The sequence below is a fragment of the Rahnella woolbedingensis genome, from assembly GCF_003602095.1.
GTDB classification, from domain to species: Bacteria; Pseudomonadota; Gammaproteobacteria; order Enterobacterales; family Enterobacteriaceae; genus Rahnella; species Rahnella woolbedingensis.
On sequence record NZ_RAHH01000021.1, the window covers coordinates 25292 to 50920 of the forward strand.

Consider the following 25629-nt stretch of genomic DNA (forward strand, 5'->3'; position numbering starts at 1 on the left):
TGAATTTCCTTAAAGACATAAGGCTGTAACGGACTGAATCTGAGAAGCTGCTGGTTGCAGATTAAGCGTGGCTTTACACTGCTGACTGGCGGAAGTTCCCCATTTCACGTGTATAACCGTCGGTTCATCCGTTTTGATCCCGGATAAATACAACACGCCACCATCATCAACGATGTTTTCCAGAGTCTGATCTTCGCTCACAGCGACTGCGCCAAAAGGCACTTTTTTACCGGCCGGCCGGGTAAGCGTAATCAGCGCGCGAACGCCAACGTGTGCATCAAAGTGTGCGACGACCATGGCCCCTTTATTCGGAATGACCAGTTCAGAGTTTTGCGTAACATCGACATCGGCGGGCAACGTGGTTGTGTCCAGCATGATGTGATTTTCGGTATAAGACGTGAGATAAGGCACTATGGCGAAACCGCGCCAGTCGGTTTTGACACCGGGGATATTTTGGACACGCGCGCCGCTCGCTCCGTTGGTATCAATCAGTGCAAACGAATCCCCTAATGGCTGGGAAAGTGTGATGCCATGGGAATGCCCGACAATTCCGCCGGCCAGACCATAGCTGTTTTGCTGCGAATCCTTATCGTAGTAATAGCCGGTATTGAGCGTGCCGTACGCCGAACGATAAGAGGCATTCAGGCTGCTGCTATCACTGCCACCCTGATCAGCATGACTTTGCTGTAGTGAGTAACTGAGGCGATTATCATCAAGTAAGGTGCCAGTGAGTCCGGCTTGCTGCCGGGTTTCTGCTCTTTTCTGATGGGTGGCATTGTAAGTAGCCCAACTATTCGGCAGCCAGCGGCTTAGCGGAATGCGGATATTCAGAGCTACCTGTTGATCATCATCTTCTCCCTGCAATTTGCTGTAGGAGTAAGAAACGTTATAGCTGACTCCATTCAGGCTGGTGTTGAGTCCGAACGAGAGGTTTTTTTCCTGCTCACTCTCGCCCCAGTATCTTTGCTGATAGGCCGTAACATATATGCTGGCTCCCTCCCATATCGTCTGGTTAATGCTGAGCTGCAGCTTGCTGCGTTTATGACTATCTTGTGAATCATCGTCATTTTGGCGCTGATTGGCCTCATCAAAATCATAGAATTCACTGGTCGAATAGCGGTAACTGGCGAGGGTGAGATTAGTATCAGTCGATTCAACGTTTTTTGAATATTGAATGCGATAGGACTGCCCGCTGTCGCTTTGTCCGTTGTCTCGCCGGGTTTGCGCGTGGGTCATATCGAAAGAAACAGATCCCAGAGACAGCAAGCTAAACCCTGTACCCACTATGGCGGAAAGATAATCTGGCGAAGCTAGTGTGCCGGCGTAAACGGTAATTTCGTTCGAGATGCCATAAATCACCGTTCCCTGTGCGAAATCAGGTTCCTTATCCTCATTATCCGTAGAGCGATATTTCCCGACAGTGGTGCTGTATTTAAGGCGACCGGGACGTTGCATGATCGGTACCGCGGAAAACGGTTGATTGAATTTACGTTCGCTGCCATCGGCTTCTTTGATGGTGACTTCCATGTCGCCACTATATGAAGAGGGGTATAAATCATTTATCTCAAAGGCACCCGGCGCGACATAGCTTTGATAAATAATGTAGCCATCCTGGCGGACGGTAACCTCTGCGTTAGAACTGGCAATACCCCGGATAGTTGGGGCAAACCCACGCTGGCTGTTAGGGAGCATATTGTCGTCTGAGGCGAGCTGAATCCCCGTAAACTGTAAACTGGGAAATAAATCACCAGGAGTTGCGCTCTCCCCGATGAGTAGTTGGGATTTGAGCCGCTTGATGTCTCTCTGGACATAGCTGGCGATGGCATCCCAGCTTTGCTGACCGTCACTGCTGCTGTAAGTGCTGTAGTTACGAAAGCGCCATGCGCCGGCGTTAAACCCATTTTGCAGGTTCAGATATTGGTTTGAGTCATCAGTGCCATTTCGACTCTTACGCTGAGCCCCTGAAAATGAATAATTGGAAAACAGGACCGGGACACCATCATCCCATCTTTGGGGGTCAACATAGCCATTCGCTTTTTTATCCATTGCAGCCTGCGGAATGCTGACCTCGAGTTTCATGCGGTTGAAATCCAGAGTGGCAGTTGCCGCAGGAATATAATTCGTTAAAGGCCCGAGCGGTGCATCGTGCTTATGGTGGGATAATGCCGGAAAAGCATCGACCCGCACACCCAGGGCTCGCAGCAGATCAGGCGAAATTTGCGGAGCCAACGATCCATCAGGCATCGTGTCATAGCGGATTTTCTGTTGCAGGACTTTGTCATGATTAACATAAATCGCTGTGTCATAGACGCCAGGAACTTGGGCTTTATCGCTAAGAGTAAATACCGAGAGGTCGACATTCCCCGTTTCCTGACCTGTACGCTGTAGATAGTTGGGATCAAAATAAACTGCTTCTGCAGCCCTCGCCGGTTTAAGCTGCATTGCACAGATATTCACAAAACCCGTTATGCAGAACAGCAAAAAAAAACGGCGCTGATGAATCTGGTGCCGGCAGCGGGCCGGATGTTTTGGAAACGGAGGGTGAACCATTGTTATCGTCCCTGAACTTCAAAAGGCTTGCCTGACTGATTGTTTTTTGTGGCTGCTAGAGCACTCGTTTTTCTGGCCGGGAATCGCCTCCATAATCATTAATCGCGCTCCATTCAATGATATTGCTAAGATTACTTTCCGGCAGTTTGACGATGAGCTGTCCGCCCGGAGCTACCATCTCCACATCTTTAAACAGGGTAGTTCCGACCATGAGATAGCTGAAAACCACATAAAACTGTGTGGGGTTTTTAATAATCAGCTCGCCTGACGTGCGGGAAAATTGCAGCAATTTGTAAGCGTCATAAGGTTTCCCTTCCAGGCCAGACGGTCGGTAGAAGAGTTTTATCCGGGTATTTATAATGAGTCTGAGTTCATTGAGGCTGTTTTTAGGTGTTGATGGAATTGCCCTTACATTAATATAAAATACAGATTCTTTGTTTTTAGGTAATTCACCTCCCGTATATGAGATACGTAAACTGCTGTCTTCATTTGCATTGAGGCGAAACAGCGGGGGCGTTACAACAAAGGGTCCGCGAGTTTTAGTATCACCGTTCTCAATCCATGACTGTATAAGAAAAGGGTTTTTTTCAGACTTATTGCTTAGTGGTAATGAAGCTTCTTTCTTATCGGCATCATAAATGACACGGGTCTGGCCGACAAGAATTCCCCCACCATAGCTTGCATGAATGAAAGTAAAAAATATTATCGAAATTTTAATAATAAAGCGTATCAGTTCATGCATGTCTTTATTACTCTTGGGTAAGTGATATGAATAAAAGGTGAGTCTAATAAAATTATTGGCAGATTCTGTAAAGAATCTGCCGGGACTTCTATTTCTTAACGATAATCCAGAGTGACATTAACGCTGGCATCTGCCGGTCCAGCGGTAATGTCGGTTGGATTTTTGAATGACTGGTAATTCGCAAGAAGATTGATATTCATCGTGGCTGTTTTGATGTCATAACTCAATGTTGGCAGCGTGTTGAGAAGCATGACTTGTTTTGTCGCCGCATCCATAATCTGAATGCCTACACCGTCTGCCATCGGATCACCAAAGGAGTTCGCCAGTTTGACCAGATTCGGATGAGTAGCATCCACAGCGTCAGCCTCCATCCAGATGACAAAGTGTGGCACTGGATCAGTGTCTTTTTGTGCTACAGGGCAATTTGTCAGCGGTAGGGTAAAGGGGATTTCAGGCGAAGTATCGCCAATTTGCTGAAACTGAGCAGCGGAATAAGTCCCTAACTGAACATCAACATCGCTGCCATTATTGATGACGCAGGCTGTTTTAATAATAGCACCAGTGAAGTTGATTCTCCCATCTATTGCATAGCTGCTTCCCGCTAACGCAAGGAGCAATCCGCCAACTACGAGTTTAATTGTCTTTTTCATTTTCGCATCCATTCTGAAATAAAACATTGAAGGTTGAAGCACAGATGCACCTAAAAATAGGTAAGCAATATTAATGAAGCGTCTGTGTAAAACGGAGTCTATCAACTGTTTTATCGGTTGAATAGGGTATGGGTTCTGTAGTGAACAGTTTTGATATAAAAATACAAAGTATATATTTGTTTCCATGATTTATTGGTCTTGTGTAATTCATAATATTGATCATTCTATTTTCTGGAAATTTAAAATTTAACAGCAGGGAGTATACTTTATTTTTAATTAATCGCTTTAATAGAAGTCATGTAAAGGTACCCGATTCTTTAAATATTAATGCGCAGGCGGCTGTGGTTATATATTGAGTCGCTTTGAAGAAGGATTGGTTTCACAAAGTGTCCCTTTACCGAACTTCTAAGACAAGAACGAACAATTTATGAGCAGCGGGGGGGGGGTGTAGCGCTGAGGATGTTCCGAAGTCGTCGACGACAAACCGTAACAAACCAACCTTAGGTGGCAGAAGATTCCTCTGATATTGTTGATAAATTAGGAAATCCATAATCATTGTTACAATTTCGTCTAGAATATATACCATTAAACGCTGTCTGTTTTAGCTGACATTTCTAACAATACAAGCTTCAGGCATTCACGCCTTTGGGAGATTTAAATGCAAGAAAATCACAAGATTCTGGTGGTCGATGATGACATGCGCCTTCGCGCACTTTTAGAACGTTATCTGACTGAACAGGGCTTCCAGGTGCGTAGCGTTGCCAATGCTGAACAAATGGATCGCCTGCTGACCCGTGAGTCATTCCATCTGATGGTTCTCGACCTGATGCTGCCTGGCGAAGATGGCTTGTCTATCTGCCGCCGTCTGCGCAGCCAAAGTAACCCGATGCCGATCATTATGGTCACCGCAAAAGGCGAAGAAGTTGACCGTATCGTGGGCCTGGAAATTGGTGCCGACGACTACATTCCAAAACCGTTTAACCCGCGTGAACTGCTGGCCCGTATCCGCGCCGTATTGCGTCGTCAGGCCAATGAGTTGCCGGGTGCGCCTTCTCAGGAAGAAGCGGTGATTTCGTTTGGTAAATTCAAACTGAATCTCGGTACACGCGAAATGTTCCGTGAAGATGAACCTATGCCACTGACCAGCGGTGAATTTGCCGTCCTGAAAGCGCTGGTGAGCCATCCGCGCGAACCGCTGTCCCGTGACAAGCTGATGAATCTGGCTCGTGGTCGTGAATACAGTGCAATGGAACGTTCTATCGATGTGCAGATTTCCCGTCTGCGTCGTATGGTAGAAGAAGATCCGGCGCATCCGCGTTACATTCAGACCGTATGGGGTCTGGGCTACGTATTCGTGCCGGACGGCAGTAAGGCATGAAACGAATACGCTTTTCACCGCGTAGCTCGTTTGCCCGAACACTGTTATTAATCGTCACCTTGCTGTTCGTCAGCCTGGTGACGACCTATCTGGTGGTGCTTAACTTCGCCATTCTTCCCAGTCTGCAGCAGTTCAATAAGGTCCTGGCATACGAAGTGCGTATGCTGATGACCGACCGGTTGCAACTGGAAGATGGTACGTTGCTCGCAGTGCCACCGGCATTTCGTCGCGAAATTTACCGCGAACTGGGCATTTCCCTTTATACCAACTCTGCCGCCGAGGAGAGTGGTCTGCGCTGGGCGCAGCACTACGAATTCCTCAGTCAGCAGATGGCGCAGCAGCTCGGTGGTCCTACCGATGTGCGCGTCGAGGTGAATAAAAATACCCCGGTTGTGTGGCTGAAAACCTGGCTGTCGCCTGACATCTGGGTACGCGTTCCGCTTACTGAAATCCATCAGGGCGATTTCTCCCCGCTGTTCCGTTACACACTGGCGATTATGTTGCTGGCGATAGGTGGCGCGTGGCTGTTTATCCGTATCCAGAACCGACCCCTGGTGGAGCTGGAGCACGCGGCGTTACAGGTGGGCAAAGGCATTATTCCTCCGCCATTACGGGAATACGGTGCGTCTGAAGTGCGTTCTGTGACGCGCGCGTTCAACCAGATGGCGGCGGGCGTTAAACTGCTGGCCGATGACCGTACCTTGCTGATGGCCGGTGTCAGCCACGATTTGCGAACACCGCTGACGCGTATTCGTTTAGCGACTGAAATGATGAGTGATGGTGATGGCTATCTCGCCGAGTCGATTAACAAAGACATCGAAGAGTGCAACGCCATCATCGAGCAGTTCATCGACTATCTGCGCACCGGCCAGGAAATGCCGACAGAGATCACCGATCTCAACGGTATTTTGGGCGAAGTGATCGCGACAGAAAGTGGTTACGAACGTGAAATAGACTCTGATCTGGCCGACGGTGAATTGCTGGTGAATGTGCACCCGCTTTCAATCAAGCGTGCTGTCGTGAATATGGTGGTCAACGCCGCCCGTTACGGAGATGGCTGGATTAAAGTCAGCAGCGGTCGTGAACTCCAGCGCGCATGGTTCCAGGTTGAAGATGACGGGCCGGGGATTGCACCGGACCAGCTTAAACATCTCTTCCAGCCGTTTGTGCGCGGTGAAAGTGCCCGAACTACCAGCGGCACCGGTCTGGGCCTGGCGATTATTCAGCGTATTGTGGATGCCCATTCCGGCACGCTGGATATTGGGAGAAGTGACCGTGGCGGATTAAGAATTCGTGCGTATCTGCCGTTACCGGTGGAGATGCTGAAAGCGGTGGCGGTTCAGCAGAAGCCAGTTTGATTAAGGGGAGCCTTAATGATCCCGTTTTTCAGACGGGTGAAAGTTTCGGTTTCTCAATTGCGGTTCTCACTTATGGCGCTGCGCCGAAACCGCCCAAAGGAGGAAAGTGCTTTTCCTCCTTTGGATTCCTCCTCGCTTTTTCAACACGTGCTACGCTCGCTGGCTATGTTTCAGTATCCACCGCGACAGGCTGGAAATCTTGCCGCTACGCGGTACCTTCTCTCGGTCTTCGAGCCACAGGTCTCGAAGCCGCTCCGTTCAGCAAGATTTCTGAATCGCCCGCATAATCTTAAATCCAAAAGCAGAATGGATGTATCTTTTAGAAATGTAGATTGGCGTGCTCAAAAATGGCACCGAATGAATGGTTCGAGACTCAAGGCTCGAATCCTGAAATTCGGGAATCGCCTCGCGATGACATTTTGCGCCACACGCTAAAGCAACAGAACATGCCCGTCGTACCCGCGATAGCGCGCAGTAAAAGAGCCGGGGATTCTTAAGGGTGGTGGCGATAAGCCACCCTTAAGGCCGGTGTGGGCGGCAGCTCACGGTTTTGACCCAAGGCGGTGTGGGCGACAGCTCACGTTCGGATGGCAACCCACTATTCAGCTCTTCCTGCTCATCACATAATACTCTGCCGCTTCTTCCCGCCATCTCGGCGTATCCCCCGCATTCCACGGATTCACCAGTGCGATGTCCGTGTGGGTAAACACGTCGGCATGATCCGTCGCCAGAGTCGCATGATGATTCAGGCAGATAGCCGCCAGCTGAATGTCACGCTCCGGCATCTCAATATTGGCCGCTTTTGACGCAGCTGCCACCCGCGGGTAATACAGTGCGCTTGCCGCATCAAACGATAATAAGCGACCAGCAAAATCCTGATTCAGCATCTCCAGCAACACTTGTGAAAGCGCGGCTTTTGGCTGATGAGCTGGCAATGTCTCAACCCAGGTGAAAAGGGCCGCCACGCTCAGGCTGGTCAGGTACAGCTGTGTGGTGTCCTGTGCGTCCAGCCATTGCAGAACGTTCTTTTGTGGCCTGGGATTGATCATCTCAAGAATGACGGCGGTGTTGAGAATAATCATTCGGGTGGCAGTTCCAGTGGCCCGGCAATCACGGTGGAAAAACGCTGGCGGAGCTGGCTGCCAAGGCCAAAGTCAGGCTGGGTGGGGACTAACGCCTGTTTGAGGATCAAACGTGCTTCTTCTTCCATCGAGTGACCTTTTTTGGCCGCCGCGATACGCAGCAGTTCTTTCACATCGTCATCAAGATTACGAACGGTAATGGTCGCCATATGAGGTTCCTCTGACAGCAATGCAGTCATTCTGAAATGCTGCCGGACCGGTTGCAATAAAAAAGGCGCGGAAGCCCGCGCCTGATGAGAGATTATTGCCTGTTTACCGCTTCGGTCCGGCGCTGACCAACGCGGCGCCCGCCGGGGTATCGGTATATTTATCAAAGTTATCAATAAACAGCTGCGCCAGATGCTCTGCTTTTTCCTGCCACTGTTCGCGGCTGGCGTAAGTATTACGCGGATCCAGAATATGAGCGTCGACGCCTGGCAACTCAACCGGAACCGCCAGATTAAACATCGGCAGTGTGAACGTTTCGGCATCATCAATGGTGCCATCTAAAATGGCATTGATAATCGCACGCGTATTTTTCAGCGAGATGCGTTTGCCGGTACCGTTCCAGCCGGTATTCACCAGATAAGCCTGCGCACCGGCGGCCTCCATGCGTTTTACTAACACTTCGGCGTATTGCGTCGGGTGCAGCATCAGGAACGCGGCACCGAAACAGGCGGAGAATGTCGGAGTCGGTTCATTGACGCCACGCTCAGTGCCCGCCAGTTTGGCAGTAAAACCTGACAGGAAATGGTATTGCGTCTGTGAAGCCGTCAGACGCGAGACCGGCGGCAGCACACCAAACGCATCTGCGGTCAGGAAAATCACTTTGCTGGCATGCCCGGCTTTTGAAACCGGCTTCACGATATTATCTATGTGGTAAATCGGGTATGAAACACGGGTGTTTTCGGTTTTACTGCCATCATCAAAATCGATTTTGCCGTCTTCGCTGACCATTACGTTTTCCAGCAATGCGTCGCGTTTGATGGCTTTGAAGATTTCCGGTTCGGCTTCTTTGCTGAGTTTAATAGTTTTAGCGTAGCAGCCGCCTTCGAAATTGAAGACTCCATCGTCGTCCCAGCCGTGTTCATCGTCACCGATCAGTTTGCGTTGCGGATCCGTCGACAGCGTAGTTTTACCGGTACCGGAAAGCCCGAAGAATACCGCGACATCGCCTTTTTCGCCGACGTTAGCCGAACAGTGCATCGAGGCAATGCCCTGCAATGGCAGCAGATAATTCATGACGGCGAACATGCCTTTCTTCATTTCGCCGCCGTACCATGAACCGCCGATCAGCTGAATACGTTCGGTCAGGTTGAAGGCGATGAAGTTTTCTGAATTCAGCCCCTGTTTCTGCCAGTCAGGATTGGTACTTTTCGCGCCGTTCATCACGATGAAATCGGGTTCGAAGTTTTCCAGCTCACTTTCCGTGGGGCGGATAAACATGTTTTTGACGAAATGCGCCTGCCAGGCGACTTCGGTAATAAAGCGGACTTTCAGACGGGAATCGGCGTTTGCGCCGCAGAAAGCATCAATGATAAACAGACGTTTGCCGGACAACTGCTTGCTGACCAGAGCCTTCAGTGACGTCCAGGTTTCCTGTGACATCGGCTTGTTATCATTTTTGCCTTTGCCCTGATCAGACCACCACAGCGTATCGCGGGTGGTGTCATCGCGGACGATGTATTTATCTTTCGGCGAACGACCGGTGAAAATACCGGTATCGACATTGACTGCGCCCAGTTCTGTTACCTGCCCGCGCTCAAAGCCTTCGAGACCCGGCGCCGTCTCTTCATTAAAAAGAGTTTCGTAATCAGGGTTATAGACGATTTCGCTATTCTGATGGATCCCATAAAGGGCGAGTTTTTCGGCGGTGATCCCGATAGTCGTAGGCATTTCCCTGCTCCTCACTGAACTTTGAATCCCTCGGTAGGGATAAATCAGTTGTTATTGTAGGTATTTATCGCGTTTTAACCGCGACAAATCTCAAAGAATAACGGGAGATGTAAATGTTTTTCCAGAATTGTGATGAAAAACTCGAAAGGTATGCAAAAAGGTTATGCAAAAGAAATAAAAAAGGGACTTTTCGGTGAAAAGTCCCTCAATATTAAACTGTTAACGATCAGTGAACGTGGTCATCTGAGGAGTGAACATCTCCGCCCGCTTTCAGCGTCGCCATGTCCATCGCGTCAAATTCATAATCTGCACCGCAATAATCACAGTGCATTTCGATTTTGCCGTCAGCTTCCAGCATCTCGAGAATATCTTCATCCGGCAATGTCAGCAGCGCGCCCGCACAGCGTTCCCGCGAACAGGTACAACGGAAACAGACTGCCTGCGGTTCGTACAGAGTGACTTCTTCCTGATGATACAGACGATAAAGCACTTCATTCGCTGGCAGGTTCAGCAGCTCTTCAGCCTTGATGGTCGTGGTCAGCTGCGCCAGATGGCTGAATTCTTCCGGATCGGTATCTTCAGCGGGCAGAACCTGCAACAACATACCGCCTGCCGCTGGCTGGCCTTCCACTTCACCGGTACGGATGAAAATGCGGGTTGGCAGCTGTTCGGATTGCATGAAGTAGTTTTCCAGGCATTCGGCCAGGTTTTCACCTTCCAGACCCACCACGCCCTGATAACGCTCGCCGACGCTCGGGGAAATGGTGATCACCATGTAGCCGTTGCCAATCATTTCTTTCAGCGAACAGCCTTCGGTGATGTCACCTTGCAGACGCGCAATACCGCGCAGTTCCTGTTTGTTATTCCCGTTAATCACGGCCAGTTTCAGCGGGCCATCGCCTTGCAGCTGTACGGTAATATCGCCGTCGAATTTCAGTGTCGCGGTCAGCAGGCTGGTCGCTACCAGCATTTCGCCCAGCAGATTACGCACTTCTGCCGGATAGTCATGACCGGCAACAATCTGCTGGAAGGTTTCTTTGAGCGAGACCAGTTCACCGCGAACGGCGTGATGATTGAACAGGTAGCGATGCAGTTGGTCGTGATTAGACATAATTTTCTCTCTGTTTAGCGAACTCAAATCCTTCATCCTTCAGTTGCTGCCTTGATGCAACTCGAATGATTTTGGATTTATTCGGAATCGCCATATTTAAATTTGATCAGGGTCCGCCGTTCCTTTTTGTCCGGGCGTCGGTCCGGATGCGGCATGGCATTCATTTTTCGCGCCTCGGAGATTTTCTCCCGGCTGGCAATGCTTGCGTCGGTTTCCTGATACAGTTTCTGTGCGTCTTCCGCGCTGCGGCGCTGAGTGTTTAGCCCCAGAACGGTGATCGTTTTTGTGTCATTTCCCTGACGTAGCGTGATTTCGGCATTCAGTTCCATCAGCTTGCTGGGTTTCCCCCGCTGACCGTTGTAATGCACCTTGCCGCCATCAATCATCTCGCGTGCCAGCGCGCGGGTCTTATAAAAACGAGCCGCCCACAGCCATTTATCAAGACGTACTGCATTATCGTCGTCGTCCGTTTTACCTTTCATTTTTCTCCCCTGAACCTGCCGGAATTATTTAGCCGGGCCTGTTACGGGGTGAATCGAAGGCAACAGGCTACGGAAGTCATTAATTGAGGGATGGCCCTGAAATGACTTATCTGCCATGGTCGAATCCGGATTTTCTATACCCAGACAATAGCGGATACCGAAGGTTTTTGCCGCATTCAGGATGGGTTCTCCGTCATCGACAAATAAAGTCCGTTCAGGATCAAAGCCCGTTTGCTTTTGTACCGCAGACCACAAGCGCTGATCTTCTTTCGGATAACCAAATGTGTGGGTAGAAAGTAATAAATCAAGGTGCTGGTCTAAACCGGTGTGCTCAATTTTAACGGACAGACTGTGCGGATGCGCGTTGGTCAGCAAAATGGTCTGGCGTCCGCTTTCACGAAGATGCGTTAAAAATGGCAGCGTATCGTCTCGCAGTCGCGCATTTTTGCCGATGTCAGTGGTCATCTGATAGATGTCCATATCCAGCCGCTCGCTCCAGTAATCAAAGCAGTACCAGTTCATGGTGTGCTGAACAGCCAGATATTCCTCATGAATTACCTGACGGGCATTTTCAAGCGGAATAGACCGTTGCTGGCTGAGTGCTAAGGGCACATTCTGCAACCAGAACTGACTGTCGAAGGCCAGATCCAGCAGCGTGCCGTCCATGTCCAGCAAAACGGTATCAATGCAATTCCAGTTAAAATCAGGGGGCATGAAAACTCCATGTCCTGACGGCTGAAGTGGTGCGTGCGCCGCAGGAGAGAAAAAGTAAAAGCAGGGAAGGGCATCAGGGTAGCACAATCTCACAGGGTGGCGCAGAGTCACCCTGTGGTTTTCAGCCAGGTATGTGAGGCATCACAGGCGTGAGCGTTGGGTGAAAACACGAATTGTAGTGTTGCTGGATATCATCAATACGACGCTTATCTCTTACGAAGCGGCGGATAAACAACACGCTGTTCACCAGCAGAATGCCGAACAACAGGAACAACAATAAGCTGGTGCCCAGATAACGCCACAGCGTGGAGATGTCCGGTTCGCTGTGCAATGAAATATGGCGGGTTCCGTTGGCATCCACGCTGATACTGGTGATCACGCCCTGCGCACTGAACGGAGTATGGAGCAGCAGGGTCGATAAATGTTGCAGCTGCTTCCACTGATCCTGCGGCGGATTGGCGTACAACCCGACCGGTGGCACCGGCATTTCAATTAAATCGCGGCCTTCATCGTTGCTGATTAAGAATCCGCCCGGCGGCGGGCTGTTCAGGCTGTCAGCCGCACGACGGGTTTCCTGCATGAAGAACGACGCGGTGGCGTTATTGACCAGTTCACTCAGCGACTGCGCACTGACCGGGCGCAGCAGCACGTTGATACCCTGTAATGAGCCTGCTTTCGCCCGCTTGACCAGTGAATTCCAGTTGCTTGAATTCCCGAGATTCACCAGCGCGTTTTTCAGTCGCACGCAATCATTGCTGTTCCCGCATAACGCTTCTGTTTTCAGGACAATATCTGCAAAGTCATCCAGCAGGATCATGCCGGATTTCTCAATCGCGGTAGCCAGCTGCGGGTTGATGTTTTGCTCCGGGGTTTCGCCGGGATGCATCTGATTATTAACGGTCGTCTGCAACGCCGTCGCCGCTTCAATAATTTCTGACTGTGGAACAGGCAGCGGCGTGGCGTTATTCCAGTAGATGGCCGAACAATCGAAAGGCATATAACCGGAGGCAGTACGGCTGGCTGACGGCGGCACGTTGCACATGCCCGTTCCCTGAACTTTCAACGTATCGCCGACGCGAAGCGTGGTCTTTTCCAGATCCTGAACGCTGTTAACCTGTGTACTTTGCGCGCCCTGAAGCCAGGCGATGCTGAGTTTCAGCGGCAGGCCCAGAGGAACATAAACCAGTAACGCCAGCAGCAGAAGGAATGCGCTGGTGGCCAGCACCAGATTCTTTCCCCAGAGCTGGAGCGGGAATTTTTTGACCTCATCATGCAATGACAAAATGCTGCCCTGACGGACAACCTGACTGTTCATATACACTTCGACATCGGTCGGCTGACCCAGGTCGCGGCCAATATAGGGTTGCCAGTGCGGCGGATAAATCAGATCGATAGCGCCGAGAGAAATATTGCTGATATCACCTTGCTTGGATTCACCAAACAATCCCCAGCGTTTAGGTAAACCCCGCAGGCAATGGATTTCTTTACGGTTTTTACCTAAACGTTCAGACACTACCCGCCAGATAACCCAGCCCGCGAGCGCTGCGGCAACCATCAGTATCCACGGGAGGAACATCACCGGACTTTGCAACGTGATGAACAACAGCAGCAGAATGCCCGAAACGGCCAGCGCTTCTTTGACGCCGTTCGAACGGGTCAGGGCGCGCTCCTCGCGGGTTTCGCTGCGCACTTTTACCAGTTCGATATGTTCACTTTCTTCATGGCGGATGGAGGCGTTTTGCGGCTGAGAAGGGATGACTGCCGAAACCGGCACCGGCCCTTCATAGACGTGATCGGCCAGAGTATGGCCGTTGAGCGAAATCACCAGCGGCAAAGTCTGCGTTTTGATCAGCTCGACTTCGTTTTCCTGCGCGATGTATTGCTCCCAGAAAGGCGGCAGGTGAATTTCAGTCGCATCAAGGAAATAACGCCATTTGTTCGGATCTTCGCTCGCCACGCCATAGCGGGTGATCGCGCGTTTCAGGCTGTAAACATTTTCGCTTTTGGTGGTCAGCGTCAGTTTATCTTGCAGGATAATCAGATTATTACGGTGGGTGATCGGCGTCTGGCCGAGGCCTTCATGCTGACGCAGGTAGCGTTCAACGGCATCACGCTCTTTTTGCGAAAGTTTACGCTGGCTCGGTGCGGAAAAACGCACGACAGATTCGTCGCGTTGGCGGCGGCGCAATACAAGCCAAAAATAAGACGCTGTGGCAATGATTGCGATACCCAACAACACCAATGTCACGACTACTGTGCTCATCCGATCCCCGTTCAGACGTGGGTGACTTACGTCAACTCTGTGAAAGTATTATACATAAATAGAATGCACATTCTGCTCGTGAAGCCTTTTAGGTAGGAATTTTATTATTATTTGGCTGAATATTATGCACAAAAAATACCACGATAGAGGATACCTGCATTTAAGAACTGTCTGGTATCGGTATAATCCTATTTTGATGTGTCAGTGTTTTTGTTAAAGCAAAACTGTGAGCACCGTGAGTGTACGGATGATTTTTATGCTTTTTCTGCTGATTTTTTAGGGGGGTTTTGTGCAAAAAATGAGTGCAGGCAGCACCGGTTTCAGTAAAGATTGCGATTCTGGCTCTCAATAACGCACAATGCACACTGATAGCGGTCTTTAAACAGAAAAACGAACCCATTAGAACACCTCTGGTCAGGTGAATAATAAGTTGGGGATGAAATGACACAACACCTGCAAAAACCGAAAATCACCAAGGTGGAAACCGTTGCCCGGTCGCGTTTATTTACCATCGAATCCGTTGATCTGACTTTCAGCAACGGGGCACAGCGTGTTTACGAACGTATGCGGCCATCCGATCGCGAAGCGGTGATGATTATTCCTGTCATTGATGATGAGCTGGTGCTAATCCAGGAATATGCCGTTGGCATCGAAAGCTACGAGCTGGGTTTTCCCAAAGGGCTGATTGATCCGGGCGAGAGCATTCTGGAAGCGGCTAACCGCGAATTAATGGAAGAGGTTGGCTTTGGTGCCCGACACTTTGATGTGCTGGCCAAACTGACGATGGCACCTTCCTATTTTTCCAGCCGTATGAATATCGTCATTGCCAAAGACCTTTACCTGAAAAGTCTGGAAGGTGATGAGCCGGAGCCACTGCCGCAAACCCGCTGGCCGGTTTCACGGATGATGGAATTGCTGCAACATCCTGATTTTTGCGAAGCCCGCAACGTCAGCGCGTTGTTCCTTGCGCATGATTTCCTGACGCGCAACGCCCGCTGAATCTCTGATAAGACACCATTAAAAAAGCCGGTCATGCTTGATGCAGACCGGCTTTTTGCTTTACAGCTTACGCATCAGAACAGTTCGTGTTCCTGACCGTTATCCATGATGGTCGTCCCGACTTCATGCACGGCATGTTCTGTCGGCTGAGTCCCGTCGATGAAGTATTCCGGACGACTGTTACCGCCGCCGTCAGACAACTTACCGGTACTCTTATCGATAGTGACGGTCACCACGCCTGGTGGCGGCGTTTGTGGTTGTTCCGGCACGCCGTCAAGCACGGCTTTCATGTAATCATCCCAGGCTGGCTGAGCACTTTTCGCGCCGCCTTCTGCACCGGAAATCTGATCAGGGATCACGCCTGAAGCCGTTGAACGGCCCAGATCCCGGCGGTGATCGTCAAAACCAATCCAGACTGAAGTCACAACATTCGGGCCATAACCTGAGAACCACGCATCTTTCGAGCTGTTGGTTGTACCGGTTTTGCCGCCAATGTCGTGGCGTTTGAGATCACGCCCCGCACGCCAGCCGGTTCCCATCCAGCCTGGTTCACCGAAGATGTTGGAGGTCAGTGCATCGCTTATCAGGAACGAAAGCGGTGTGCTGATCACGTGCGGCGCGTATTGCTGCGCAGCATCAACCTGAGGCGAGTTAGGCGGGACCTGCTCGAGTTGCGGAGTTGGAACGCTGGTATTGTTGCCGGTGGTCGATGTCGCAACGTTTTCTACGTTGTCATCGGACAGCACGGCTGATTTTTGCGTATCGCCGTAAATCACCGGGATATTACAGGTGCGGCAGGCAATTTTAGGTTTCGCTTCAAACTGAACCTGACCTGATTCATCTACAATTTTGGTGATGAAATACGGGTCAACCAGATAACCGCCGTTAGTCAGCGTGGCGTAACCGCGCACAACCTGTAACGGGGTGAAAGAAGCAGAACCCAGCGCCAGAGATTCGGAATGCACAATGTTAGAGGCCGGGAAGCCGAAACGTTGCAGATATTCTGCTGCGTAATCGACACCCATCGCACGCATTGCACGCACCATCACCACGTTTTTAGACTCACCCAGACCCCGGCGTAAGCGGATCGGGCCGTAATACGTTGGCGGTGAGTTCTTCGGACGCCAGTCTGTACCGGCACCGGCATCCCAGCGGGTAATCGGCATGTCATTGAGAATGGTCGCCAGCGTCAGGCCTTTGTCCATTGCTGCGGTATACAGGAACGGTTTGATGTTTGAACCGAGCTGACGAACCGCCTGATTGGCACGGTTGAATTTGCTCTGGTTGAAGTCAAAGCCGCCGACCAGCGCTTCAACCGCACCGTCGTTTGGATTAAGAGAAACGATAGCCGAGTTGACGTCCGGAACCTGCGCCAGCCACCAGACATCGCCCACTTTACGCACCCAAATCTGCTGACCAGGGCGTACCACGTCAGACACTTTTTTCGGCGTCGGTCCCTGGGCATTGTCGTTGCGATAAGGACGTGCCCAGCGCATGCCGCTGAACGGCAGGCTGATCACCGCGCGGTTAGACATGGTCGCGGTCGCCTGTGCTTCATCCGTTGCGGTGATAACCGCCGGGAACAGCGGACCATAGACCGGCAGCGTTTTCAGCGACTGAACAATTTTGTCCTGATCCCACGCCGGTTCGCCCACTTTCCACAGTTCGTTGGACGGACCACGGTAGCCGTGACGCATATCGTAGTTAAGAACGTTGGTACGCAAGGCTTCCTGCGCGGCCAGCTGAGTTTTCTTGGTAATGGTGGTGTAAACCTTATAGCCATCGTTATAAGCGTTATCGCCATAACGTTTCACCATTTCCTGACGCACCATTTCTGTCAGATACGGCGCAGAGAACTCAATGTGCGGGGCATGGTAATTCGCCACCAGCGGCTCTGCGCGGGCCTGATCGTACTGCGCCTGCGTGATGTATTTCTCATCCAGCATACGTGCCAGCACGGTGTTACGGCGCGCTAACGAACGGTCATGGGAATACAACGGGTTAAAGGTTGACGGTGCTTTTGGCAGACCGGCAATCACTGCCATTTCACTCAGCGTCAGCTGGCTGACATCTTTACCGAAATAAACCTGTGCAGCAGCACCCACGCCATAGGCACGGTAACCGAGATAAATCTTGTTGAGGTACAGCTCGAGGATTTCATCCTTGGACATCATCTGCTCAATGCGGATGGCCAAAAACGCTTCCTTAATTTTACGGGTCAGCGTGCGTTCCGGACTTAAGAAGAAGTTACGGGCCAGCTGCTGAGTAATGGTACTCGCACCCTGTGAGGCATGGCCGGACACCAGTGCAACGGAAGCCGCACGGAAAATACCGATAGGATCAACGCCGTGGTGCTCATAGAAACGACTGTCTTCTGTCGCAATAAACGCATGCACCATCTCCGGTGGGATTTGGTCGAGTTTCAGCGGAATACGACGTTTTTCGCCGTATTGGGCGATCAAATCGTCATCAGCACTGAAAACCTGCATAGGGGTTTGCAGACGCACGTCTTTGAGCGTGGCCACATCGGGTAACTGAGGCTCGATATATTTATACAAACCGAATATCGAGGCGGCTCCCAGCAAAATGCAACACACTGCAAGAATCAATAAATACTTTACGAACTTCACCTGAGAATTCCCATTTAGTGTCAATTGGGCAGTTTATAAACAACCGCGCGGTAGTATAAAGGCAAGCCAGCAACATGGATACGTTCTTTTATTTACCTGACGATATGGAGATTGGGCGAAAATGCGACTACAAGCATGGCAGGTAGGTCTGGATATTCAAGCCGGTTTTGCCCGTGCGATCGCCGTTCAGCGGCGGCGAAATGGCTGGCAATTACGTCAATGGTGGCAGCATCCGCTGCCTTCTTTCACATTGCGGGAGGGAATACTACATGAGACCGCGCCGCTGATCGCCATTTTATCGTGCTGGCGAAAAATGCTCCCGACGACATTTTCTTTGCGAATTACCCTTCCCGCACAACGAATTATGCAGCAACGGATGGCGGCGCCGGATACCCGTTTGCGTGAACCGGCCCGCAGCGCGTTTATCTTTGCTCACGCGGCTAAACAGTTCCCGCTGGGCATGGAACATCTGGTGATGGACTACCGCGCGGATCCTCACGGCGACAATCAGGTAGTGGTCACGGCGGCCAGACAACAAGAAATCCAGCAGTGGATGGAATGTCTGTCGCAGGCGCGGCTTTATCCGGATGCCATCGAACTGACTCCCTGCGCACTGCAGGTGGCGGCGTTTGCTGCCGGTCTGCCCGGTGATGCGCTGCTGGTGCATCCGCTTGATGACGGATTCCTCTGGGCCTCGCCACACAGTTTGCCATTTCAGTTTGGTTTATCCGATGCCACACCTGATGACGCGTCGCTGTCAGAACGCATCCGCCAGCAATACCGTGCGGCGGCGCTATGTCATAGCGAGTGTTTTTTCAGCGGAACGTTGCCCCCTCCGGCGATGCAGTGCTGGTCGCCACTGAGTGCTATTACGCAGTTATCCGCGCCGCTGCCTCTAAATCCGGGAGATTTTGCGCCTGCCGTCGGGCTGGCACTGCGGCAGGACGATCACTGATGCTGCAGGTGAATTTATTGCCGTGGCGCAAACTTCGCCTGCAGCGCCGGAGCCGTTACTGGCTGAAAATGTTTATCTGTTTTCCGGCGGTAGTGACGATCGCTTTCATGGTACTGACCGCCTTGCTTATTCAGGAGCGGGCACTGCTGCAACTGCATTTGTCGGCACTGAATGCTTCTGTTCAGGGGTTATCGCGCCAGCAGCAGGATGTGAGCAAGGCTGCGGCGCAGGTAAAAACGCTGAAGGCGCAGAAGGAGGCTGCTTTTCAGCAACTCACGCGGAGTCGGGATTATCTTCAGTTGCTGGAGTTAATCGCGGCGCAGATCCCGGCAGAGGTACGGCTGACTGAAATGACAGAGCATCAGGAAGCGCTGACGTTAAAAGGAGAAGGGCGCTTTTATCACGATATTTTGTCTTTCCGCGATGTGCTGGCCGTCAGCGGTTTGCTTGGCAACGTCAGCCTTTCAGATGTTCAGCAGCAACCCGGCCAGATGCTGAGCTTTGTGATGAAAACACAGTTTCAGTCAGCCCGTCCGATGCCGGATAAAGGGAGAGCGCGATGATGATTTTATCAGAACGCCTTGAGCCACTGATGGAAAAACCGGTCTGGCAGAAAGTGCTGACTCTGGTGGCTGCCGTGTTGTTCCTGATGTTGTTGCTTTATGTATGCGGACTTCGCGGATTGTGGCAGCGGCAGGATGCACTGTTCCGGGATATTGCGGTTGCACAACGTACCGTTTTTCAGTCGCAGACGGTTTTACTGCGATTACCTCCGCTTGGTGCCCTCAGGCAGGAACTGCAAAACAATGCCGTTCTTGCACAAGAGAGTTTGCCATTAGCACAACAATTTGCGCAGCCTCTGAAAGAAGCCGGAGCAGAGTTGCTTCGCTGGTCGCCAGCCGTGCAGACAAAAGCAGGGGAACAAGGAACGCTGGATTTGCAGCTGAATTTTGCCGGTCTGACACGATTTCTTTATGCCTTGCTGCAACGCCCGGAGCATCCCGCGTTCAGTGAACCGGATATCAGGGTGACGGCATCCGGTTTAAAAGCCTCGGTTCTGCTGACACAAACCACCGTGACAGGCGAATTTGCTGATGCCTCTTCAGACGCTGTAGCCGGACGTGATCCGTTTTCGCCATTGGACTCTACGGCGTGTCCCGGTGTTTCTGCGATGTCTGAATGGGTTCTGAGCGGCATTTCACAGGCGGATGGCAGACATTCTGGCTGGTTGCTGTCACCCGATGGCCGCTGGACAAAAGTCGAGGCCGGTGATCGGGTAGGAACACCTGCATGGACGGTCGAAACACTCGATGCCTCGCAGGCGGAACTCAGTCTTAACCATTCACGGTGCGGTTTGCAGCGCCAGACTCTGCGTTTAGGTAAGAAAAATGACTCTCCAGGGAAAGGAAAATAATGAAATATATCAATCAAAAAGTGACTCTTATTCTGCTGTGTTTGTGCCTCAGTCCGGTGAAAGCCGCTCCTGCGCTTATCTCTCTGGAGTTTCCGTCATCGCCCGTCGGCCTGGTTTTGCAGGCGCTGGCGGATTCGCGGCAACTTAATCTGGTCACGGCTCCGGGTGTGGAAGGGCAAATCAGCGTAAAGCTCAAAGACGTTCCGTGGCAGCAGGCGCTCGATATCATCCTGAAAATGAGCCATCTCACCAGCGAGTTGCAGGGCAATGTTTTACTGGTGTCTCCGGTCGTTGATCCGCTGATTCAGCGACAGCAGAGGGAAGATGCAGCCGAACAACTGGCGCTGAACAGCCCGATTATTAGCCTGACCGTGCCGCTCCGGTATGCGGATGCCAAAGAGACGGCGCTGAGTCTGAATGCTCAAAAAGGGACTTTGCTCTCGGTGAAAGGCAATGCTTCAGCCGATACCCGCACCAATACCTTGTTGTTACGCGACACGCAGGAGGCGCTGGACGCTGTTGCGCCGTGGGTCAAAGAAATGGATTTTCCGCTACAGCAGGTACAACTGTCGGCGCATATTGTGACGATGAACAGCGAAAGCCTGCGGGAGTTGGGTGTGCAATGGGGGTTTAACGGTGATGAGCCCATTACAAAAGCTATACGTCTGAACAATTTTAGTATGGGCATGCCGGTAGAAAATCCGATATTTACGGCGGGCTTTAATCTCGCGCACATCAGCGGACATATCCTGGATCTGGAACTGACCGCCCTTGAGCAGGAAGACAAGGTGGATATTATCGCCAGCCCGCGACTGATGACGGCCCATATGCAAACCGCCAGTATCAAGCAGGGGACCGAAATTCCTTATCAGGTTTCGAGCGGTGCCAGCGGCAGCACGTCGATTGAATTCAAAGAAGCGGTGCTCGGGATGGAAGTCACGCCGAAAATCTTACGTGACGGGCGTATTCAGATGGCGTTGCAGATAAGCCAGAACATGCCGGGAAGAAGTATCAAACAGTCAGAAGGCGAGGCGCTGGCCATCGACAAGCAGGAAATTAAAACCCAGGTGACGGTGAAGGACGGGGAAACCATTGTGCTTGGCGGGATATTCCAGCGTAAAAATCAAAAGACAGACACCAAAGTGCCGGTGCTGGGCGATATCCCGGTGGTCGGTTCCTTGTTTAAACATCAGTACACAAATGAACAGCGGCGCGAGTTGGTGATTTTCATCACTCCAACCCTAATCCACACGCAGTAAGCGGGTATTCTGACTTAACGTAAATTGCATAATAACGTTGAGCGCATGCAACTTTTTGTGTCGCAAGAGGCTTCTGCGTTTGACGCTGCCGTCGATTTAGCTTACAAGGGTTACCGAATTGAGCACCGTGATATTTTTATTACGACAGACACGCCGATAAAAACGTACGGTTTCCCTCCTGCGGCGTGCAAAGTGATTTATTCGGTTGCCAAACTACCAAGAGTGTTGAGATAATTTTTTTCTGATCTCGCACTATATCGCTCATGAGGTTTCAGTTTAGGTCCCGCCGCTAATTTGATTGGCGGGGCGGGTTATCATCAACGAATTGTCTTAGTAATACCGAAAAACATGGCAGAGAAACGCAATATCTTTCTGGTTGGGCCTATGGGTGCCGGCAAAAGCACTATTGGTCGACAGTTAGCTCAGCAACTCAATATGGAGTTTTTCGACTCCGATCACGAAATTGAGCGACGTACCGGAGCTGATGTGGGCTGGGTATTTGATTTAGAAGGCGAAGACGGATTCCGCGACCGCGAAGAAAAAGTGATCAACGAACTGACCGAAAAACAAGGCATTGTTCTGGCAACAGGTGGCGGTTCCGTGAAATCACGTGAAACCCGTAACCGTTTGTCAGCGCGTGGCGTTGTCGTCTATCTTGAAACTACCATCGAAAAACAACTGGCGCGTACACAACGCGACAAAAAACGTCCATTATTACAAGTGAGTGCTCCGCCACGTGAAGTGCTTGAAGCACTGGCGAGAGAGCGCAATCCTTTGTATGAAGAGATTGCCGACGTCACTATTCGTACCGATGATCAAAGTGCCAAAGTCGTTGCTAACCAGATTATTAACATGCTGGAAAGTAACTGATTATTGGTGTCCATCATTGCCTGAGGGTGTCAGTTAAAGAAGGTCACAGAGCACGACATGGAGAGGATTACCGTAACGTTAGGGGAGCGTAGCTACCCCATTACGATTGCTGCCGGATTGTTCCACGATCCGGCTTCTTTTATGCCGGTAAAGGCAGGCGATCAGGTCATGATAGTGACCAATGAAACCCTCGCCCCTCTCTATCTGGACGCAATCCGTTCAGTGCTGGAGCAGGCAGGCGTTCGTGTTGATCAGGTGATTTTGCCTGATGGTGAACAATACAAATCCCTGGCTGTTCTAAATGACGTGTTCTCTGCGCTGCTTGAAAAGCCGCACGGACGTGATACCACGCTTGTCGCCCTTGGCGGCGGCGTTGTCGGTGATTTAACCGGCTTCGCCGCCGCCAGTTATCAACGCGGTGTGCGCTTTGTTCAGGTGCCTACCACGCTGCTTTCTCAGGTCGATTCCTCTGTTGGCGGTAAAACAGCGGTAAACCATCCCCTCGGAAAAAACATGATCGGCGCGTTTTATCAACCTGCGTCGGTGGTGGTTGATCTCGACTGTCTCAGAACTCTGCCTGCCCGTGAAATGTCATCGGGTCTCGCGGAAGTTATCAAATACGGCATTATTTTGGATGCCGACTTCTTTACCTGGCTTGAAGACAACATGGACGCTTTGCTGGCGCTGGATATGAACGCGCTGGCCTACTGCATCCGTCGTTGCTGCGAGCTGAAAGCTGAGGTTGTGGCGGCCGATGAACGTGAAAACGGACTGCGCGCCTTGCTGAATCTGGGCCATACTTACGGCCATGCTATTGAAGCAGAAATGGGTTATGGCAACTGGTTGCATGGCGAAGCTGTGGCGGCCGGGATGATGATGGCCTGTTATACGGCTCATCGTCTGGGGCAATTCAGTCTGGGTGATATTGCCCGGGTGAAAGCCTTGCTGACTCGTGCAGGTTTACCGGTGGCCGGTCCCGAAGTGATGGATGCACCGTCTTATCTGCCGCACATGATGCGTGATAAGAAAGTGCTGGCTGGTGAGCTGCGTCTGGTTTTGCCAAAAGCCATTGGTCAGTCTGAAGTGCGCTCCGGCGTATCACATGAAATGGTGCTGGCTTCGATTGAAGATTGCCGTTAAGACTGCGGCCATCATTTTGGCCAGATAACGACCGATTTCACCAATGCCCAGCAAAGCTTTATTTTTTAGTCAGGATAGTTGCTCCGCGTAAAGCCAGTTAAGGCTTTTAGCCGGGTTGGAGGTTTTAGATGGATGATTTAACACCGGAAGACGATCTCAAACCAGACACCAGCGATCGCCGCCCGCCGCGCGCCCGCAAACCGTCTCCTTCCATTCCAAAAGTTGCTGTATCCCGCCAGTACGTGATGATCGGCATCGGTATTGTGGTGCTGGTATTGCTGATCGTCGGCATCGGCTCCGCCATGAAGTCGCCAACATCCAATCAACCCACCCAGCAGAACAACGGACCGAAAGACATTAATCTTGCCGGTAACGATGCTGCCGCGCCTGCTCAGCCTTCTGCACAAGCTCAGGCCAATACGGCGCAGGCCGTTAATGGTCAGCAGCCTGCTGATGGCCAGCAACCGAAGAGTATCGGTTTACCGCCGGTTTCTTCCACACCAACTGAAGCTCAGCCCGTTGTGGATAACGGTCAGGCGAAAGAGCGTGTGGATTTGCCAGGCGATATGAGTGATGCATTATCTTCCCAGCAAAATCAGGTCGATAATGCCGCGCAGGGTGGTATGAATCCTGCTGCGCAGTCACTGACTTCTTTGCCAACGGCGCCGGCGACCGTTAACGGTTCTGCCCGCACTCAGGCACCGGCAGGTTCTCAGCCATCTGCCTCGCATATTCGTCCGGCTCCGGTCGTTCGTAATCCGCACACGGCGAAACCGGCAGAGCATAAACCTGCTGCGACGAACTCGACGGCACATGCAGCGAAACCGCAGGCTTCCAAATCATCGGCAGCACAAGCGCCGGCGGCGTCAGCTTCTGTCGCGTCTTCCGGCAGTGCATCGGCCATCAAAACTGCGCCGGGTGCACACTTTACTCTGCAATTAAGCGGTGCATCTCAGTCGAACTCGTTGAACGCCTTTGCTAAACAGCAAGGTCTGAAGAATTATCTGGTCTATCAGACAGCCCGCGACGGGAAGCCGTGGTTTGTGCTGGTCAGTGGTAACTATGCGTCTTCTGCAGAAGCCAAACGTGCCATTTCCAGCTTGCCTGCGGAAGTTCAGGCGAAAAAACCGTGGGTCAAACCTGTACATCAGGTACAGCAAGACCTGAAAAAATGAAACTGATCTCAACGCGATTTGCTGTCTAAAAACAGGATACAATCCGCGGCTGTGAATTGTATAAGTAGCTAACTGACGGCATGAAGAAGAACCGCGCGTTTTTGAAGTGGGCTGGCGGCAAATACCCGCTGATTGATGACATCAAACGTCATCTTCCGGCGGGAGATTGTCTGATTGAGCCTTTTGTTGGCGCGGGTTCGGTATTTTTGAATACCGAGTATGACGCTTATATTCTGGCGGACATCAACAACGACCTGATTAACCTCTACAACATTGTGAAGACACGCACGGCGGAATTTGTGCGTGATGCCCGTGTGCTTTTCACGCCAGAGTTTAACGAGTCAGAGCGTTTTTACGTCCTGAGGGCTGAGTTTAATGCCAGCAGCGACCCTTATCGTCGTTCCGTGCTTTTCCTCTATCTCAACCGCCATTGTTATAACGGCCTGTGCCGTTACAATCTCAGTGGGGCATTTAACGTGCCTTTCGGCCGTTATAAAAAGCCGTATTTCCCGGAAGATGAGCTCCACTGGTTTGCTGAAAAAGCGAAAAATGCAGTGTTTGTGTGTGAGCATTATCAGGACACTTTGCTCAAGGCGCAGGTTGGTTCGGTGGTGTATTGCGATCCTCCGTATGCCCCGCTTTCTGCGACCGCGAACTTTACGGCTTACCACACCAACAGTTTTAGTATGGATGATCAGCGTAATCTGGCGCGTCTGGCGTACCAGCTTTCCCAAGAGAATGACGTGCCGGTGCTGATTTCCAACCACGAAACACCACAAACGCTGGAATGGTACGCAGAAGCAGATCTGCACCGTGTTTCGGCGCGGCGTACTATCAGTAGTAAAGCTGCAAAACGCAGCATGGTGAATGAACTTTTAGCGCTCTACCGGTGATTGCCGTTCAGCGGTGATCCACCGATAAC

General features: G+C 51.4%; 22 protein-coding genes. 11 read left to right on the top strand and 11 right to left on the bottom strand.

Translation table 11 applies throughout. From position 1 onward, the window contains the following. Positions 1 to 9 precede the first annotated feature (9 nt). The 3 genes from D6C13_RS17155 to D6C13_RS17165 all read right to left on the bottom strand — a co-directional run bounded on the left by D6C13_RS17155 (position 10) and on the right by D6C13_RS17165 (position 3942). A complete protein-coding gene (locus D6C13_RS17155; protein ID WP_120133921.1) occupies positions 10 to 2550 on the bottom strand; it encodes a fimbria/pilus outer membrane usher protein in 2541 nt (846 codons plus the stop codon). A gap of 55 nt (positions 2551 to 2605) precedes the next feature. Then, on the bottom strand, positions 2606 to 3292 hold the full coding sequence (locus tag D6C13_RS17160; RefSeq protein WP_120133922.1) for a fimbrial biogenesis chaperone: 687 nt from the start codon (positions 3290 to 3292) through the stop codon (positions 2606 to 2608). 95 nt (positions 3293 to 3387) lie between these two features. Next, complete coding sequence (locus tag D6C13_RS17165) at positions 3388 to 3942, bottom strand: fimbrial protein (RefSeq protein ID WP_120133923.1); 555 nt, start codon at positions 3940 to 3942, stop codon at positions 3388 to 3390. Between the two features lie 658 nt (positions 3943 to 4600). Here D6C13_RS17165 and ompR point away from each other — a divergent pair. Together ompR and envZ are read left to right on the top strand one after the other, a co-directional pair. Continuing rightward, positions 4601 to 5320, top strand: a complete 720-nt coding sequence (gene ompR / locus D6C13_RS17175; RefSeq protein WP_009635740.1) for an osmolarity response regulator transcription factor OmpR — start codon at positions 4601 to 4603, stop codon at positions 5318 to 5320. After that, positions 5317 to 6678, top strand: coding sequence for a two-component system sensor histidine kinase EnvZ (gene envZ, locus D6C13_RS17180; protein WP_120133925.1), 1362 nt, complete (start codon positions 5317 to 5319; stop codon positions 6676 to 6678). Before ompR ends, envZ begins: the two co-directional genes overlap by 4 nt. Positions 6679 to 7280: 602 nt before the next feature. Here envZ and D6C13_RS17185 read toward each other — a convergent pair. From D6C13_RS17185 to D6C13_RS17215, 7 genes are all read right to left on the bottom strand, one after another. Next, positions 7281 to 7760 (bottom strand): PIN domain-containing protein, encoded by a 480-nt coding sequence (locus D6C13_RS17185; RefSeq protein ID WP_120133926.1) that lies wholly within the window; start codon positions 7758 to 7760, stop codon positions 7281 to 7283. Next, on the bottom strand, positions 7757 to 7969 hold the full coding sequence (locus tag D6C13_RS17190) for a FitA-like ribbon-helix-helix domain-containing protein (protein WP_120133927.1): 213 nt from the start codon (positions 7967 to 7969) through the stop codon (positions 7757 to 7759). The genes D6C13_RS17185 and D6C13_RS17190 overlap by 4 nt, the downstream gene beginning before the upstream one ends. Positions 7970 to 8072: 103 nt before the next feature. Next, positions 8073 to 9695 carry a phosphoenolpyruvate carboxykinase (ATP) gene (pckA, locus tag D6C13_RS17195; protein WP_120133928.1) on the bottom strand — a complete coding sequence of 541 codons (1623 nt, stop codon included), beginning with the start codon at positions 9693 to 9695 and terminating at the stop codon, positions 8073 to 8075. Positions 9696 to 9921: 226 nt separating this feature from the next. Continuing rightward, positions 9922 to 10806, bottom strand: coding sequence for an Hsp33 family molecular chaperone HslO (hslO, locus tag D6C13_RS17200; protein WP_120133929.1), 885 nt, complete (start codon positions 10804 to 10806; stop codon positions 9922 to 9924). 77 nt (positions 10807 to 10883) lie between these two features. Continuing rightward, positions 10884 to 11288, bottom strand: coding sequence for a ribosome-associated heat shock protein Hsp15 (gene hslR / locus D6C13_RS17205; protein ID WP_120133930.1), 405 nt, complete (start codon positions 11286 to 11288; stop codon positions 10884 to 10886). A gap of 24 nt (positions 11289 to 11312) precedes the next feature. Next, positions 11313 to 12002 carry a GMP/IMP nucleotidase gene (gene yrfG, locus D6C13_RS17210; RefSeq protein WP_120133931.1) on the bottom strand — a complete coding sequence of 230 codons (690 nt, stop codon included), beginning with the start codon at positions 12000 to 12002 and terminating at the stop codon, positions 11313 to 11315. 121 nt (positions 12003 to 12123) lie between these two features. Then, positions 12124 to 14265: an intracellular growth attenuator family protein gene (locus D6C13_RS17215; protein ID WP_208642909.1), complete on the bottom strand. Its 2142-nt coding sequence runs from the start codon at positions 14263 to 14265 to the stop codon at positions 12124 to 12126. A gap of 441 nt (positions 14266 to 14706) precedes the next feature. Between D6C13_RS17215 and nudE the strand changes: the two genes are divergently transcribed. Then, a complete protein-coding gene (gene nudE / locus D6C13_RS17220; protein ID WP_120133932.1) occupies positions 14707 to 15264 on the top strand; it encodes an ADP compounds hydrolase NudE in 558 nt (185 codons plus the stop codon). Between the two features lie 74 nt (positions 15265 to 15338). Here nudE and mrcA read toward each other — a convergent pair whose 3' ends face one another. Next, entirely contained in the window at positions 15339 to 17894 is a 2556-nt protein-coding gene (mrcA, locus tag D6C13_RS17225) for a peptidoglycan glycosyltransferase/peptidoglycan DD-transpeptidase MrcA (protein ID WP_120133933.1), read from the bottom strand. A gap of 121 nt (positions 17895 to 18015) precedes the next feature. Here mrcA and pilM point away from each other — a divergent pair, with 121 nt between their 5' ends. From pilM to dam, 8 genes are all read left to right on the top strand, one after another. Then, positions 18016 to 18849, top strand: a complete 834-nt coding sequence (gene pilM / locus D6C13_RS17230) for a pilus assembly protein PilM (RefSeq protein WP_120133934.1) — start codon at positions 18016 to 18018, stop codon at positions 18847 to 18849. Continuing rightward, on the top strand, positions 18849 to 19412 hold the full coding sequence (locus D6C13_RS17235; RefSeq protein WP_120133935.1) for a PilN domain-containing protein: 564 nt from the start codon (positions 18849 to 18851) through the stop codon (positions 19410 to 19412). Before pilM ends, D6C13_RS17235 begins: the two co-directional genes overlap by 1 nt. Continuing rightward, on the top strand, positions 19409 to 20263 hold the full coding sequence (locus D6C13_RS17240) for a pilus assembly protein PilO (protein WP_120133936.1): 855 nt from the start codon (positions 19409 to 19411) through the stop codon (positions 20261 to 20263). The genes D6C13_RS17235 and D6C13_RS17240 overlap by 4 nt, the downstream gene beginning before the upstream one ends. Then, positions 20263 to 21522 carry a DNA uptake porin HofQ gene (gene hofQ, locus D6C13_RS17245; protein ID WP_120133937.1) on the top strand — a complete coding sequence of 420 codons (1260 nt, stop codon included), beginning with the start codon at positions 20263 to 20265 and terminating at the stop codon, positions 21520 to 21522. The genes D6C13_RS17240 and hofQ overlap by 1 nt, the downstream gene beginning before the upstream one ends. 348 nt (positions 21523 to 21870) lie before the next feature. Next, complete coding sequence (aroK, locus tag D6C13_RS17250; RefSeq protein ID WP_014333540.1) at positions 21871 to 22392, top strand: shikimate kinase AroK; 522 nt, start codon at positions 21871 to 21873, stop codon at positions 22390 to 22392. Positions 22393 to 22449: 57 nt separating this feature from the next. After that, positions 22450 to 23532 carry a 3-dehydroquinate synthase gene (gene aroB / locus D6C13_RS17255; protein ID WP_120133938.1) on the top strand — a complete coding sequence of 361 codons (1083 nt, stop codon included), beginning with the start codon at positions 22450 to 22452 and terminating at the stop codon, positions 23530 to 23532. 128 nt (positions 23533 to 23660) lie between these two features. Next, the gene (locus D6C13_RS17260; protein WP_120133939.1) at positions 23661 to 24707 is read left to right on the top strand and encodes an SPOR domain-containing protein; all 1047 of its coding nucleotides are present in this window, start codon (positions 23661 to 23663) and stop codon (positions 24705 to 24707) included. 80 nt (positions 24708 to 24787) lie between these two features. Next, positions 24788 to 25600, top strand: a complete 813-nt coding sequence (gene dam / locus D6C13_RS17265) for an adenine-specific DNA-methyltransferase (RefSeq protein ID WP_120133940.1) — start codon at positions 24788 to 24790, stop codon at positions 25598 to 25600. Positions 25601 to 25629: the final 29 nt, after the last annotated feature.